At 72.4% G+C, this 14,405-nt stretch carries 12 protein-coding genes; 7 read left to right on the top strand and 5 right to left on the bottom strand.

Going from position 1 to position 14,405, the window contains the following annotated elements; translation table 11 throughout:
• Nucleotides 1-31: 31 nt before the first annotated feature.
• Nucleotides 32-1,024, bottom strand: coding sequence for an Lrp/AsnC family transcriptional regulator (locus ACFVH0_RS05715; protein WP_385818198.1), 993 nt, complete (start codon nt 1,022-1,024; stop codon nt 32-34).
• A 291-nt stretch (nt 1,025-1,315) separates the two neighbouring features.
• Here ACFVH0_RS05715 and ACFVH0_RS05710 point away from each other — a divergent pair, with 291 nt between their 5' ends.
• Nucleotides 1,316-2,854 (top strand): MFS transporter, encoded by a 1,539-nt coding sequence (locus ACFVH0_RS05710; RefSeq protein WP_385818313.1) that lies wholly within the window; start codon nt 1,316-1,318, stop codon nt 2,852-2,854.
• Nucleotides 2,855-3,104: 250 nt separating this feature from the next.
• On the opposite strand, the gene ACFVH0_RS05705 is transcribed toward ACFVH0_RS05710, so the two are convergent.
• The 4 genes from ACFVH0_RS05705 to ACFVH0_RS05690 form a co-directional block, all read right to left on the bottom strand.
• Complete coding sequence (locus ACFVH0_RS05705) at nt 3,105-3,956, bottom strand: EamA family transporter (RefSeq protein ID WP_385818197.1); 852 nt, start codon at nt 3,954-3,956, stop codon at nt 3,105-3,107.
• The gene (locus ACFVH0_RS05700) at nt 3,953-4,453 is read right to left on the bottom strand and encodes a YbaK/EbsC family protein (protein ID WP_385818196.1); all 501 of its coding nucleotides are present in this window, start codon (nt 4,451-4,453) and stop codon (nt 3,953-3,955) included. Before ACFVH0_RS05700 ends, ACFVH0_RS05705 begins: the two co-directional genes overlap by 4 nt.
• An 89-nt stretch (nt 4,454-4,542) precedes the next feature.
• Nucleotides 4,543-6,177 (bottom strand): penicillin-binding transpeptidase domain-containing protein, encoded by a 1,635-nt coding sequence (locus ACFVH0_RS05695; protein ID WP_385818195.1) that lies wholly within the window; start codon nt 6,175-6,177, stop codon nt 4,543-4,545.
• 166 nt (nt 6,178-6,343) lie between these two features.
• The gene (locus ACFVH0_RS05690; RefSeq protein ID WP_385818194.1) at nt 6,344-8,110 is read right to left on the bottom strand and encodes a dolichyl-phosphate-mannose--protein mannosyltransferase; all 1,767 of its coding nucleotides are present in this window, start codon (nt 8,108-8,110) and stop codon (nt 6,344-6,346) included.
• A 53-nt stretch (nt 8,111-8,163) separates the two neighbouring features.
• Between ACFVH0_RS05690 and rsmI the strand changes: the two genes are divergently transcribed.
• The 6 genes from rsmI to ACFVH0_RS05660 all read left to right on the top strand — a co-directional run bounded on the left by rsmI (nt 8,164) and on the right by ACFVH0_RS05660 (nt 14,340).
• Nucleotides 8,164-9,060: a 16S rRNA (cytidine(1402)-2'-O)-methyltransferase gene (gene rsmI / locus ACFVH0_RS05685; protein ID WP_385818193.1), complete on the top strand. Its 897-nt coding sequence runs from the start codon at nt 8,164-8,166 to the stop codon at nt 9,058-9,060.
• 170 nt (nt 9,061-9,230) lie between these two features.
• Nucleotides 9,231-9,599, top strand: coding sequence for a hypothetical protein (locus ACFVH0_RS05680; RefSeq protein ID WP_385818192.1), 369 nt, complete (start codon nt 9,231-9,233; stop codon nt 9,597-9,599).
• A 57-nt stretch (nt 9,600-9,656) separates the two neighbouring features.
• Entirely contained in the window at nt 9,657-10,523 is an 867-nt protein-coding gene (locus ACFVH0_RS05675; protein ID WP_326742109.1) for a TatD family hydrolase, read from the top strand.
• 30 nt (nt 10,524-10,553) lie between these two features.
• Nucleotides 10,554-11,525 carry a 16S rRNA (adenine(1518)-N(6)/adenine(1519)-N(6))-dimethyltransferase RsmA gene (rsmA, locus tag ACFVH0_RS05670; RefSeq protein ID WP_385818191.1) on the top strand — a complete coding sequence of 324 codons (972 nt, stop codon included), beginning with the start codon at nt 10,554-10,556 and terminating at the stop codon, nt 11,523-11,525.
• Nucleotides 11,522-12,415 (top strand): 4-(cytidine 5'-diphospho)-2-C-methyl-D-erythritol kinase, encoded by an 894-nt coding sequence (locus ACFVH0_RS05665; protein ID WP_385818190.1) that lies wholly within the window; start codon nt 11,522-11,524, stop codon nt 12,413-12,415. Before rsmA ends, ACFVH0_RS05665 begins: the two co-directional genes overlap by 4 nt.
• A gap of 110 nt (nt 12,416-12,525) precedes the next feature.
• Nucleotides 12,526-14,340: an ABC-F family ATP-binding cassette domain-containing protein gene (locus tag ACFVH0_RS05660; protein ID WP_385818189.1), complete on the top strand. Its 1,815-nt coding sequence runs from the start codon at nt 12,526-12,528 to the stop codon at nt 14,338-14,340.
• Nucleotides 14,341-14,405: the final 65 nt, after the last annotated feature.

Below are 14,405 nucleotides of genomic sequence, written 5' to 3'. Positions count from 1 at the left end.
CGACGCGGGCCCGGTCCGCCCCGCGCCCGTGTCAGGCGAGTGCGGGGTGGATGAGCCGCCCGTTGAGGATGAGGGAGGCGGCCTGCTTGAGACGGCGCACGCGCACACTGATCTCGTAGCCTCTGATGCCCTCGGTACGGGCGAAGCGGCCGCTGAGGTAGCGGTAGAAGTCCGGGGTGTCCTTGCAGATGACCACGGCCATGATGTTGTGCTTGCCGCTGATGGCCGCGGCGAAGGCGCACTCGTCGTGCCCGCTGAGCTCCTCGCCGATCTCATGGAGCCGCGGCAGGTCGACCTGGAGCCAGAGAGTGGCGTTGAGCTCGTAGCCGAGGCGTTCGGGCACGGTGTCGATGTCGTAGACCAGCGAGCCGGTCGCTTCGAGGGCCTCCAGCCGGCGGGCCACTCGCGGCTTGGACCAGCCGGTGGCCTCCGCGAGCCGGGTGTGGGAGGCGCGGCCGTCCTCCGCCAGCGCTTCGAGGAGCGGGCGGTCCTCCTCGGTCGGGGCGAGCGGGGGCCCGGTGGGGGTGGGGAGCTCCGCGGTCAGCAGCCGCACCTGCTCGTCGGTGAGCGAGCCCTCCCGGCCGGTCCAGCCGGCCGTGTCCGGGGAACCGAAGGCGTGGACGAGGAGATCGACGTTCAGGTCGAGGACCGAGGCCGCCCGGGGGAGTTGCCGCAGCAGCACATCGTCGCGGACGGTCCCGGCGGGCGAACGGATGATGCAGATGATCTCCGAACCGCCCGACGCGATGCTCGTGTACGCGACCTCCGGCCTGCGGGCCAGGGAATCCGCGAGGGGCCCCACGGCGTCCGGGCGGCAGCGCAGCCGCGCGATCCACTCGGACCGGCCGTGAGCGGCCGGGCTGCTCAGCCCGACGACGCGGACGACGCCGCCGCGGCGCAGGGCGTTGTAGCGGCGCGCCACGGTCTGTTCGGACACCCCGACGACCTCGCTGAGGCGGCGGAAGGAGACCCGCGGCGAACAGTTCAGACCATGGATGATTTTTCGGTCCAGATCGTCAGGCATGGATGAATGATCACACGGTATCGACCTGATCTGGAGGTTCTGCGACGTTCGCCGGGATCGCTTGGGGAATGGTCGACGGTCGGGGCGAAGCTGGTCGGCGGCTTTGCGGGTGATCCGGCGGACCGCGCGGAACGCGGTGGTACGCCGGTGCGCCCGGGAGCGGGCGCGCGCCGGACGGCGGTGCTCACATCGCAGCCGGTGCCCGCGCGGCACCCACCCGCAGCAGAAGGAAACCTCTTCGTGAATTCCGCAACGACACAGGACAGATCAGGGCGAGGCGTCACGCTCGTCATGGCCTGCCTGGGCGTCTTCGTCGCCTACCTCCCCGTGACCACCGTGTCGGTGAGCCTGCCGGCCATCCAGCGGGCTCTGGGCGCCTCGACCTCCCAGCTGTCCTGGGTCTCGGACGCCTTCGTGCTGCCGATGGCCGCGCTGATCCTGACCACCGGGGTGTGGGGCGACGTCCACGGCCGCAAGCGGGTCTTCCAGACGGGCATGGCGCTCTGCGCGCTGGGCGCGGCGGTCTCGCTGTCCTCGGACTCGGTGCAGGCCCTGTGGGCCGGGCAGGCCGTCTCCGGGCTGGGGGCGGCGGCGCTGCTGCCCACGACGCTGGCCCTGATCAGCCACGCGGCCCCCGACCACCGGGAGCGGGGCAGGTTCATCGGCCTGTGGGCCATGTCCCTGATGGCCTCGCTCGCCATGGGCCCGCTGATAGCGGGTGTGCTGCTGGAGAACGTCGCGTGGCGCTGGATCTTCCTCCTGCCCGTGCCGGTCTCCCTGACCGTGCTGGTCGTCGCGGCGTTCCTGCTGCCCGATTCGCGCGCCCCGCACGGCCGCCGGCTCGACTGGCCCGGACAGATCAGTGCGGCCGTCGCGGTCACCGCGGTCGTCTACGGCGTCATCGAGGGCGGCGCGGACGGCTTCGGCGAGCCCGCCGTGGTGACGGCCCTGGTGCTCGGCGCGGTCGCCGCCGCCGTGTTCGTCGTCGTGGAGCGCCGCAGCGCGAGCCCGATGCTCGACCTGGCGCTGTTCCGCAGCCCGGCCTTCACCGCCACCGCCCTGGTCGCCATGATCAGCTTCCTCGGGCTGATCGGCTTCTTCTTCGTGCTGAGTCTCTACTTCGGCATGGTTCAGCACCTGACCACGATCGAGGCGGCGCTGCGGATGGTGACGGTGTCCGGGGTGGCCCTCGTCGTCGGCGCGCCCATCGGACGCCTGATGCACCGGGTCTCCGCCCGGGTCCTGATCACCACGGGTCTGCTCCTCGCGGCGGGCGCGATGCTCTCGCTGACCGGCGTCGACGCCCACACTTCCTACGGCTCGATCGTCTGGCGGCTGGCGCTGCTGGGCCTCGGCATGGGCGCCGTACTCACCCCGATGACCGCCTCCGCGGTGTCCTCCGTCCCGTACCACCTGGCCGGGATGGCCGCCGCCGGGAACAACGCCTTCCGCCAGGTCGGTGGCGCCCTCGGCCCGGCCGTGCTCGGCGCACTGCTGACCACCCGGGCCCTGGACGCGCTGCCCGGCCGCCTCGCCGACGCGGGAGTGCCCGCCGAGGCCGGCGACCGCGTCCTCGACACCGCCCGCGAGCAGGGACTCGGCGCCGTGGCCGGGCTCGACCTGGATGCCGCCACCGGACCGGCCCTGACCGCCCTGGGCGACTCCTTCCTCGACGGCATGCGGCTGTGCCTGACCGTCTCGGCCTCGCTCGCCCTGCTGGCCGCCCTCGCCTGCGCCCTCCTCCTGCGCCCGGCCGCCAAGCCGGCGGCTCCGGCGGCCCCGGCCACCGAGGAACCGGCGGCAGACCTGGCGCCGGTCCCGGCGAGCTGAGCACGGCTCCCCGGCGGTGACCCGGCGACGCGTTCCGCCCGCCCGGAACCCAGCGGGCGGCGAAGCGGGCCCGTCGGCATCCGGGCGGACCGCCCCGCCGGGCTCCGTGCCCGGTACGAGGACCGGCGGGGCCGACGCGCGGCCCCGGGCGCACATCGTGCAGCGGCGGCCCCGCTGCCCGTCGGCCGGACGCCCGGACGTGCCTCCGACGGCCCGACGCCCCTGAGCGCCGGCTCCGGGGCCGTCGTGCTCAGCCCGTGTGGAGCATCAGCCCGATGCCGACCACCATCAGCCCCGCCGCTGCGATGCGCGGTGCGCCGAACCGTTCCTTGAAGAACAGCGTCCCGATGGCCGCGCCGACGATGATGGACGACTCCCGCAGCGCCGCGATCGGAGCCAGCGCGGCCCTTGTCTGGGCCCAGAGGACGAGACCGTACGCCGTCACCGAAAGGGCCGCGCCCAGCAGCCCGCGGGCGGCGTACGGCTTCAGCTGTCCGAAGAGTTCGCCCCGGCGCCGGTACAGCGCGCAGGCCGGGATGGCCAGCCCCTCCAGGATCATCAGCCAGGCGATGTAGCCGAGCGAGCTGCCGGAGGCGCGTACTCCGACACCGTCCACCGTGGTGTACCCGGCGATGGCCAGGCCGGTCGCGAGGGCGGCCAGCAGGGCCGGCCAGTCGGGGCGCCCGCCGGAACCCCGGATGCCCCAGAGGGCCAGCCCGACGAGCCCCGCCGAGGCCACCGCGACCCCGGTCGTGGCCCAGCCGTCCGGGTGCTCGCCGACGAAGACCGCCGCGAGGACCGTCACCACCAGCGGGGCCGTACCCCGGGCGATCGGATACATCTGCCCGAAGTCGCCCAGCGTGAACGAACGCATCAGCAGCAGCATGTACGCCACATGGAGCCCGGCCGAGACCAGCAGATACGGCCAGGCCCCGGCGGCCGGGAACGGCACGAAGCAGGCGCCGGCCGCGCCGATCAGCAGCCCGCCGCCGGAGATCAGGGTGAAGGAGAGGAGCTGGTCCTCGACCGCGTGCGCGATCGCGTTCCAGCTCGCGTGCGTGACCGCCGCGACCAGGACCGCGAAGGCGACCAGCGGTGTCACTCCGACTGCTCGCGCACATCCACCACGGTTCCGCCGGCGTGCCCGATCAGTGACTTGGGGTCGAGCGGGAAGACGGTGTGCGGGGTGCCCGCCGCCGCCCACACCACGTCGTGGTCCAGCAGCCCGCGGTCGGCCAGCACCCGGGTCCTCGTACGGTGCCCGAAGGGCGGCACGCCGCCGATCGCGTACCCGGTCGTCTCCCGCACCAGCTCGGCCGCGGCCCGCTTGACCTTCCCGGCGCCCAGCTCCGCGCGCACCCGCTCCACGTCGACGCGCGAGGAACCGTCCATCAGGACCAGCACCGGGGCGCCGTCGGCCTCGAAGATCAGGGACTTGACGATCTCGCTGAGCTCGCAGCCGATCGCGGCGGCGGCCTCGGCGGCGGTGCGGGTGGCCTCGGGGAACCGCCGGACCTCGACATCGAGCCCCAGCTCCCGCAGGGCCTCGGCGAATCGGGGGTGGGCTTCGGCGGCGGCGGTGGCATCGGAAGTGCTCATGCCCGCACGCTAGCGAAGACGGCACGGGTCACGCGACGGTGTTCCACGCGTCGGACCCGCCCCCCGAGGAACCGGTCCGCCCGTCCGCGTCAGGACCCCGCCCGCAGCACCGCCGCGACCACCGGGCCCGCCGCGTCGCCGCCGTGGCCGCCGGCCTGGACGACCGCGGCGGCGGCCAGGTCGTTGCTGAAGCCGGCGAACCAGCTGTTGGAGGTGGACTGGCCGTCCACCTCCGCCGAGCCCGTCTTGGCGCCCTTGTCGCCGCCGACCGAGGCCATCGCGGCCTTGCCGGTGCCCCAACTCGCGGTCTGGCGCATCATGTTGGTGAGCTGCTGGGAGACGTACGCGGGCAGCGGGCGGGCGGCGGTGGCGATCGGCCGGCCGTCCAGCTCACGGTCCACGATGATCGGCTGACGGAAGGTGCCGTTCTTCGCGGTGGCGGTGATGGAGGCCATGTTGAGGGCGTTCATCTGGACCGTGCCCTGGCCGATGTACTGGGCGGCCGCCTCGCCCTGGGTCTCCTCGGGCACGCTGCCGTCGAAGGACACGACGCCGGTCTGCCAGTCCAGGCCGATCCCGAAGACGTCGCGGGCCTCCTTGGCCAGCGCCGCGTCGTCCTTCGTGTCGTCGATCAGCTTGATGAAGGCCGTGTTGCAGGACCGGGCGAAACTGGTCGTCAGAGTGCCCTGCGGGATCGAGAAGCCGTCCAGGTTCTTGAAGGTACGGCCGTAGTACGTCGCGGTCGGCGGGCACTCGATCTTCTGACCGGCCGAGGCGAGACCCTTCTCGATGAGCATCGCGGCGGTCACGATCTTCATCGTCGAGCCGGGCGCCTGCTTGCCCTGCATCGCCGCGTTGAACCCGGTGGCCGGGTTGTTGGCGACCGCGCGGATCGCGCCCGTGGACGGCTGGACCGCGACGACGGAGGCCTGGCTGAACTTCTTGACCGCCACCTCGGCCGCCGCCTGGGCATTGGCGTCCAGGGTGGTCCGCAGCTTGCCCGGCCTGCCCTTGGTGAGGGTCAGCAGGGTCTTGTCCGGGCCGTCCGCGTCCGCGCTCTCGATCACGGTCTCGATGCCCGCGGTGCCGCCGGCCTTCTCGCCGTACTTCGCGCGCAGCGCGTCCAGGATCGTGCCCAGCGAGGGGTACTTCTCCTTGGTGAGCGGCCGGTTGTTGCGGTCGACGGCCTCGATCGACGGGGTGGACGCGGCCCCCGTCCGGAGCTTCGCGCCGTCCGTCAGATCCGGGTGGATCACGGCGGGCGCCCAGTCCACCAGGGGCCTGCCGGTGGTCAGTCCGCGCACCACGGTCAGCTCCGAGGAGTACGACCAGGGCTTGGACGTGCCCCCGAAGGAGACGGTCGCCTTCACCGTGTACGGCACCTTCGCGCCGACCGCCGGACCCGGGGTGATCACCGCCTCGGTGACATGGGCGCTCTCGCGGTAGCCGGTGAGGGCCGGGCCGGCCTCGGCCGCGTTGTTGGTGAGCTGGGACGCGGCGTCCGCGTCGCCGTCCGCCCACGCCTTGAGGAACTTCTTCGACGCGTCGTCGATCTCCGCCTTGGTGACCGGGCCCGTCTTCACCTCGGCGGACGCGGATTCGCTGTCCGTACCGCCGCCCCCGCCGTTCAGCCCGTCCAGGATGTTGTACGCCCCGTAACCGACACCGCCGACCACGACCGCGAACACTCCGCCGACTATCGCAACCTTCGCTCCACTGCGCATTGCTGCAGTCCCCCTCCCCAGGAGTCCCCCTTGAACGTGTTCAAGGGGATGCTGCTCGGCACCCTACGGGACGGTGGTGAAGGCGGGGACAGTTGTTATCGGAACGCGATATGGGTGACGTGAGCACGCCGATCGGGACATCCGGGCCCCGACCGGCGCGCTTCTGTCAGATCCAGGTGTCCAGCCACATCCGCTCGCGCCACGACCCGTCCGGAATCGGTGTTCCCGTATAGATCGGCCAGAAGTAGATGAAGTTCCAGATGATCAGCAGGACCAGAACACCCGCCCCGATCGCGCCCAGCGTCCGCCGCCGCTCGCCCGTCGGATCGCCGGACCCCAGGCCGAGTTCCTGTCCGGTCCCGGTCCCGGCCGCCGGGCCCAGCATCGCGCCGATCATCATCGTCACCGCCAGGCACAGGAACGGCACGAACACGACCGCGTAGAAGAGGAAGATCGTCCGCTCCTGGTAGAGGAACCAGGGCAGCCAGCCCGCCGCCACGCCGCAGGCGATCGCGCCCGCCCGCCAGTCGCGCCGGAAGAACCACCGCCACAGCACGTACGCCAGGGCGAAGCACGCCGCCCACCACAGCAGCGGCGTCCCGATGGCCAGCACCTCGCGCGAGCACTTGCCGGTCGCCGACGCCGCGCAGCCCTGCTGCTCCTCCCAGAAGTACGAGACCGGCCGGCCCAGCACGATCCAGCTCCACGGATTGGACTGGTAGGTGTGGCCGGACGTCAGGTTCACGTGGAATTCGTAGACCTGGTACTCGTAGTGCCACAGGCTGCGCAGCCAGTCCGGCAGCCAGGTCCAGTCGCCGCCCCGGCCGTCGGTCTGCGCCCAGTTGCGGTAATAGCCCTTGCCGGTGACGATCCAGCCGGTCCAGGAGACGAGGTACGTCAGGATCGCGACCGGCACCGTCGAGACGAACGCCGGCACCAGGTCCCGCTTCAGCACCGCCGTGTACGGACGGACCGCCCCCGCGGTCCGGCGCGCGCCGACGTCCCACAGCACCGTCATCAGGCCGAAGCCGACCATGATGTACAGGCCGTTCCACTTGGTGGCGAAGGCCAGCCCCAGCATCAGGCCCGCGGTGATCCGCCAGGGCCGCCAGCCGAGCCGCAGATTCTCCGCGACCCCCGCGTCGGGGCGCAGCACCCCTTCCTCGTCGACCGGCAGCGCCGCGGCGAGCCTGCGCCGGGCCCAGTCGCGGTCGATCAGCAGCGCGCCGAACGCCGCCAGCACGAAGAACATCAGCACCAGGTCGAGCAGCGCGGTGCGGCTCATCACGAAATGCAGACCGTCCACCGCGAGCAGGGTGCCCGCCAGACAGCCCAGGAACGTCGAGCGGAACAGCCGCCGGCCGATCCGGCACAGCATCAGCACCGACAGCGTGCCGAGCACCGCCACCATGAACCGCCAGCCGAACGGCGTGAACCCGAAGAAGTGCTCACCGAGCCCGATGATCCACTTGCCGACCGGCGGGTGGACCACATAACCCGGGTCCACCGGGATGTCCACCTTCGACGGGTCCTGGAGGATCAGCTTGTCGATGTCCTTGGGCCAGTCGCCCTCGTACCCCTGATTGATCAGGGCCCAGGAGTCCTTGGCGTAGTACGTCTCGTCGAATATCAGCGCGTGCGGGCTGCCCAGATTCCAGAACCGCAGCAGCCCGGCGACCAGCGCCACGAGCAGCGGACCGCCCCAGGCCGACCACCGCACCAGGCGCTCGGCCATCGGCGGGGAGATCCCGAGCACCGCCCACAACTGGACGCCGGGCCTGGTGTACGGGGGGACAAGCCGCTCGCGCAGCCCGATCCCGGGCCGGGGCGAATGGCCGAAGCGGCGCAGCCGCTGCTGCCAGGAGGCCGGATCTTCGCCGTGCGGTTCCCCGGCGTCTTGGCCCTGTCGGGCTTCGGGCGCAGTACTCGTCACCGCGCCATCGTAGGGAACACATCTGTGCGGGCGCTGTCGCCCGTGCTGGGAGGATGGTTCCCGTGACTGGAACGACTGGAACGCTGGTACTCGCAGGAACCCCCATCGGCGATGTGGCGGACGCCCCGCCGCGGCTCGCCGCCGAGCTGGAGACGGCGGACATCGTCGCCGCCGAGGACACCCGCAGGCTGCGCCGCCTCACCCAGGCGCTCGGCATCCACACCACGGGGCGGGTCGTCTCCTACTTCGAGGGCAACGAGTCGGCCCGTACGCCCGAACTCGTCGAGGCACTGACCGGCGGCGCCCGCGTGCTGCTGGTCACGGACGCCGGGATGCCGTCCGTCTCCGACCCCGGCTACCGGCTGGTGGCCGCCGCCGTGGAGAAGGACATCAAGGTCACCGCGGTGCCCGGCCCGTCCGCCGTGCTCACCGCGCTCGCCCTGTCCGCGCTGCCCGTCGACCGCTTCTGCTTCGAGGGCTTCCTGCCGCGCAAGGCGGGCGAACGGCTCGGCCGGCTCCGGGAGGTCGCCGACGAGCGCCGCACCATGGTCTTCTTCGAGGCCCCGCACCGCCTCGACGACACCCTCGCCGCGATGGCCGAGGTCTTCGGCGGCGACCGCCGGGCGGCCGTGTGCCGGGAACTGACCAAGACGTACGAGGAAGTGAAGCGCGGCCCGCTGGGCGAACTGGCGGTCTGGGCGGCCGAAGGCGTACGCGGCGAGATCACCGTCGTCGTCGAGGGCGCGGCCGAGTCCGGACCCCAGGAACTGGACGCCGAGGAGCTGGTGCGCAGGGTGCGGGTGCGCGAGGAGGCGGGGGAGCGGCGCAAGGAGGCGATCGCCGCCGTGGCCGCCGACGCGGGGCTTCCCAAGCGCGAGGTGTTCGACGCGGTCGTCGCGGCAAAGAACGCGGAGCGGACGGCCCCCGCGAAGGGCAAAGGACCATCGTGAAAAGCAAAGCGAGAGCCGCGCACGGGGCTTTTCTGCCACGAGATGGCCAAAAGCGCTCCAACAGTCGACAGGGGTCGATGCGCTCCTGCCGGTAAGGGCGTCCACTGGTCAGGGACGCATTCTCCGGAACGTTTGTCCGGAGTGCCTGTCCGGCGGACAAAGGAGCGGGCATGAGCGAGATCGCAGAAACCACCGTGCACGAGGCGTACGCATTCGCCTGTATGAGGTGTGGACACGGCTGGGAGCAGGCCTTCGAAATAGAGCACCACGTCGACGGCTCCAACAACCCCTTCGTCATATACAAGGCGGACGGCGAGCGGGTGCCCTCGCCCCTGTCCCGGCCCACTTGCACGAACTGCGGCGGACACGTGGTCCGGATCATGCGGGCCGGCCGGGTCTCGACCGTCCAGCAGCTGCTCCGCAGCTCCGAGCCGGCGCGGCCGGCGATCCAGGACGGCGAGGCCGCGGCCGCCGCCCCCGCGGACACCGGACACCACTGGCACCTGTCCGATCTGCTGCACCCGTTCCACCGGAGGTAGGCACCCCGGCTCCACCACGGGCCGGGCGCACCGGTGGGTCCTCGTACGATCGTCGTCATGAGCCGTACCGAAGCCCCGCCGCTGCCCGAACCCCTCCGGGTACCGGTCGCCGATTCGCACACCCACCTGGACATGCAGGACGCGACCGTCGAGGAGGGCCTGGCCAGGGCCGCCGCGGTCAATGTGACCACCGTGGTCCAGGTGGGATGCGATGTGGCCGGTTCGCGGTGGGCCGCCGAGACCGCCGCCGCGCACCCCAACGTGCACGCGGCGGTCGCCCTGCACCCCAACGAGGCACCGCGCATCGTGCACGGCGACCCCGACGGCCGGTCGCGCCAGGGCGCGCGGGAGGGCGGCGGGCAGGCGGCGCTGCACGAGGCGCTCGCGGAGATCGACGCGCTGGCCGCCCTCGACCACGTACGCGGTGTCGGCGAGACCGGACTGGACTGCTTCCGCACCGGCCCCGAGGGCATGGCCGCCCAGGAGGAGTCCTTCCGGGCCCACATCGAGATCGCCAAACGGCACGGCAAGGCACTGGTCATCCACGACCGCGAGGCGCACGCGGACGTGCTGCGGATCCTCGCCGACGCGGGCGCCCCGGAACGGACCGTGTTCCACTGCTACTCCGGCGACGCCGACATGGCCCGGATCTGCGCGGACGCCGGGTACTTCATGTCCTTCGCGGGCAACGTCACCTTCAAGAACGCCCAGCCGCTGCGGGACGCCCTGGCCGTCGCCCCGACGGAACTGGTGCTGGTCGAGACGGACGCCCCGTTCCTGACCCCCGCCCCGTACCGGGGCCGGCCCAACGCGCCCTACCTCATCCCGGTCACCCTGCGGGCCATGGCGGCGGTGAAGGGCCTGGACGAGGACACCCTGGCGTCGGCCGTCTTCGACAACACCGCCAGGGCCTTCGACTACTGACCGCGGCGGCAGCCGCCGTAGGCTTACCGGGTGAGCACCACTGAGCCCGACGCCCTCCTGGGCCCCGCAGACATCCGCGAGCTGGCCGCCGAGCTGGGCGTACGCCCGACCAAGCAGCGCGGCCAGAACTTCGTCATCGACGCCAATACGGTCCGCCGGATCGTACGGACGGCGGAGGTCCGGCCGGACGACGTCGTCGTCGAGGTCGGCCCGGGGCTCGGCTCGCTGACCCTGGCGCTGCTGGAGGCGGCGGACCGGGTCGTCGCCGTCGAGATCGACGACGTGCTGGCGGGCGCGCTGCCGGCCACCGTCGCCGCGCGGATGCCGGGGCGGGCCGACCGGTTCGCCCTGGTGCACTCCGACGCGATGCTGGTCCGGGAGCTGCCGGGGCCGGCGCCGACCGCGCTGGTCGCGAACCTTCCGTACAACGTCGCCGTGCCGGTCCTGCTGACGATGCTGGAGCGCTTCCCGTCCATCGAGCGCACCCTCGTCATGGTCCAGGCCGAGGTCGCCGACCGGCTGGCCGCGCGGCCGGGCAACAAGGTCTACGGCGTGCCGTCCGTGAAGGCCAACTGGTACGCGGACGTCAAGCGGGCCGGCTCCATCGGCCGCAACGTCTTCTGGCCCGCCCCGAACGTCGACTCCGGGCTGGTCTCCCTGGTCCGGCGCACCGAGCCGATCGCGACGAGCGCGAGCAGGACCGAGGTCTTCGCGGTCGTCGACGCGGCCTTCGCCCAGCGCCGCAAGACGCTGCGGGCCGCCCTGGCCGGCTGGGCCGGCTCCGCGCCCGCCGCCGAGGCGGCCCTGGTCGCGGCCGGGATCTCCCCGCAGGCCCGCGGCGAGTCGCTGACCGTCGAGGAGTTCGCCGCAATCGCCGAGAACAAGCCCGCCGGGGCCAACGGGAACGAGCCCTCCGGGACGACCGGGAGCCGGCCCTCCGGGGCCACCACGAACGAGCCCGCCGGGGCTGCCGGGAACGAGTCCGCCGGGAGTGGCGAGTGACCATCACCGTCCGCGTACCCGCCAAGGTCAACGTCCAGCTCGCGGTCGGCGCCCCGCGCCCCGACGGCTTCCACGACCTGGCCAATGTCTTCCTCGCCGTCGGCCTGTACGACGAGGTCAGCGTCACCCCCGCCGACGGGCTGCGCATCACCTGCTCGGGCCCGGACGCCGCCCAGGTCCCGCTGGACGCGACCAACCTCGCCGCCCGCGCCGCGATCGCGCTGGCCGAGCGGCACGGCATCGCACCCGATGTGCACATCCACATCGCCAAGGACATCCCCGTCGCCGGAGGCATGGCGGGCGGCAGCGCCGACGGCGCGGCCGCGCTGCTGGCCTGCGACGCCCTCTGGTCCACCGGCGCCGGGCGGGACGAGCTGCTGGCCATCTGCGCGGAGCTGGGCAGCGACGTCCCGTTCAGCCTGGTCGGCGGCGCCGCACTCGGCACCGGACGCGGCGAGCGGCTCACCCCGGTCGAGGTCGGCTCCACCTTCCACTGGGTCTTCGCGGTCGCCGACGGCGGGCTCTCCACCCCGGCCGTCTACGGCGAGTTCGACCGGCTGACGGCGGGCACCGACGTCCCCGCCCCCGAGGCGTCCCCGGCGCTCCTGGCCGCCCTGCGCACCGGCGACCCGGCCGCGCTCGCCGAGGCCCTCTCCAACGACCTCCAGCCCGCCGCGCTCTCCCTGCGCCCCTCGCTCGCCGACACCCTCGCCGCGGGCACCGCCGCCGGAGCCCTGGCGGCCCTGGTCTCGGGCTCCGGGCCGACCACCGCGTTCCTGGTGGCGGACGAGGAGTCGGCCCGCAAGGTGGCCGAGGCCCTGATCACCTCGGGCACCTGCCGCAACGCACGCACGGCGGTCTCACCGGCGCCGGGGGCGATCGTCGTCTGACCACGCCCGCCCCGCGCACGTCCGAGGGGGAGGCCCCGGGGCGAGCGGGCGGCGCACCTCCGCAGCCCCGTACCCTGGGAAGCCGATCCATCCCCCCGGGCAGGAGTGAAATGGCCGTCAATCTGGTCAATGTCGAGCAGGTCAGCAAGGTGTACGGCACCCGTGCCCTGCTCGACGGCGTGTCCCTCGGGGTGTCCGAGGGGGACCGGATCGGGGTCGTGGGCCGCAACGGTGACGGAAAGACGACGCTCATCCGGATGCTCGCCAAGCTGGAGGAGGCGGACAGCGGACGCGTCACCCACAACGGCGGACTGCGGCTCGGCGTCCTCACCCAGCACGACTCGCTCGACCCGCAGGCGACCATCCGCCACGAGGTGATCGGCGACCTCGCCGACCACGAGTGGGCGGGCAGCGCCAAGATCCGCGACGTACTCACCGGACTCTTCGGCGGCCTCGCCCTGCCCGGCTTCGAGCACGGCCTGGACACCGTCATCGCCCCGCTCTCCGGCGGCGAGCGGCGCCGGATCGCGCTGGCCAAGCTGCTCATCGCCGAGCAGGACCTGATCGTCCTCGACGAGCCGACCAACCACCTCGACGTCGAGGGCATCTCCTGGCTGGCCGGCCATCTGAGGGCCCGCCGCTCCGCGCTCGTCTGCGTGACCCACGACCGCTGGTTCCTCGACCAGGTCTGCACCCGCATGTGGGACGTGCAGCGCGGCACGGTCCACGAGTACGAGGGCGGCTACAGCGACTACGTCTTCGCGCGGGCCGAGCGGGAGCGGATCGCCGCGACCGAGGAGTCCAAGCGGCAGAACCTGATGCGCAAGGAGCTGGCCTGGCTGCGCCGCGGCGCCCCCGCCCGCACCTCCAAGCCGCGCTACCGCATCGAGGCGGCCAACGAGCTGATCGCCGATGTGCCGCCGCCGCGCGACACCAGCGAGCTGATGAAGTTCGCCAACGCCCGGCTCGGCAAGACCGTCTTCGATCTGGAGGACGTGACCGTCCAGGCGGGCCCCAAGACGCTGCTCACGCACCTCACCTGGCAGCTCGGCCCCGGCGACCGGATCGGCCTGGTCGGGGTCAACGGCGCGGGCAAGACCTCGCTGCTGCGGGCGCTGGCCGAGGCGGCCCGTACCCAGGGCGACGCACAGCCCGCCGCCGGGAAGGTCGTCGTCGGCAAGACCGTCAGGCTGGCCTACCTCTCCCAGGAGGTCCACGAGCTGAACCCGAACCTGCGGGTCCTGGAGGCCGTCCAGCAGGTACGGGACCGGGTCGACCTCGGCAAGGGCCGCGAGATGACCGCGGGCCAGCTCTGCGAGCAGTTCGGTTTCTCGAAGGAGAAGCAGTGGACCCCGGTCGGCGACCTCTCCGGCGGTGAGCGGCGCCGGCTCCAGATCCTGCGCCTGCTGATGGACGAGCCGAACGTCCTCTTCCTCGACGAGCCCACCAACGACCTCGACATCGAGACCCTGACCCAGCTGGAGGACCTCCTCGACGGCTGGCCCGGTTCGATGATCGTGATCTCCCACGACCGGTTCTTCATCGAGCGGACCACGGACCGGGTGATGGCGCTGCTCGGCGACCGCACGCTGCGGATGCTGCCGCGCGGGATCGACGAGTACCTGGAGCGCAGGCAGCGGATGGAGGAGGCGGCCACGCCCTCCGCCGCACCCGCGCCGGCCAGGGAGGCCGCGCCGGTCACGGCGGTCTCCCCGCAGGCCGCCCGTGCGGCGAAGAAGGAACTCCAGAAGGTCGAGCGGCAGCTCGACAAGATGTCGACGCGGGAGACCACGCTGCACGCGCAGATCGCGGAGCACGCCACGGACTTCGAGAAGGTGGCGAAGCTCGACGCCGAACTGCGCGAACTGGTCGCCGAACGCGACGAGTTGGAGATGCGCTGGCTGGAACTGGCCGAGGACGCCTGATCGTTGCGGTGCGTCAGGTGTGACCGTTGGGGCCTGTGGGGCGGGTGATACAAAGAAACCTTGCC

This window comes from Streptomyces sp. NPDC127117 (assembly GCF_042677325.1).
Classification (GTDB): domain Bacteria; phylum Actinomycetota; class Actinomycetes; order Streptomycetales; family Streptomycetaceae; genus Streptomyces.
Note: the sequence above shows the minus strand (reverse complement) of the source record. Positions and strands in the feature narration are given on the sequence as shown.

What these genes read in the sequence shown, in the direction of transcription:
- ACFVH0_RS05715 (WP_385818198.1), bottom strand. Translation starts at nt 1,024, where the DNA reads ATGCCTGACGATCTGGACCGAAAAATCATCCATGGTCTGAACTGTTCG.
- ACFVH0_RS05710 (WP_385818313.1), top strand. Translation starts at nt 1,316, where the DNA reads ATGGCCTGCCTGGGCGTCTTCGTCGCCTACCTCCCCGTGACCACCGTG.
- ACFVH0_RS05700 (WP_385818196.1), bottom strand. Translation starts at nt 4,453, where the DNA reads ATGAGCACTTCCGATGCCACCGCCGCCGCCGAAGCCCACCCCCGATTC.
- ACFVH0_RS05695 (WP_385818195.1), bottom strand. Translation starts at nt 6,177, where the DNA reads ATGCGCAGTGGAGCGAAGGTTGCGATAGTCGGCGGAGTGTTCGCGGTC.
- rsmI (WP_385818193.1), top strand. Translation starts at nt 8,164, where the DNA reads ATGGTTCCCGTGACTGGAACGACTGGAACGCTGGTACTCGCAGGAACC.
- ACFVH0_RS05680 (WP_385818192.1), top strand. Translation starts at nt 9,231, where the DNA reads ATGAGCGAGATCGCAGAAACCACCGTGCACGAGGCGTACGCATTCGCC.
- ACFVH0_RS05675 (WP_326742109.1), top strand. Translation starts at nt 9,657, where the DNA reads ATGAGCCGTACCGAAGCCCCGCCGCTGCCCGAACCCCTCCGGGTACCG.
- ACFVH0_RS05660 (WP_385818189.1), top strand. Translation starts at nt 12,526, where the DNA reads ATGGCCGTCAATCTGGTCAATGTCGAGCAGGTCAGCAAGGTGTACGGC.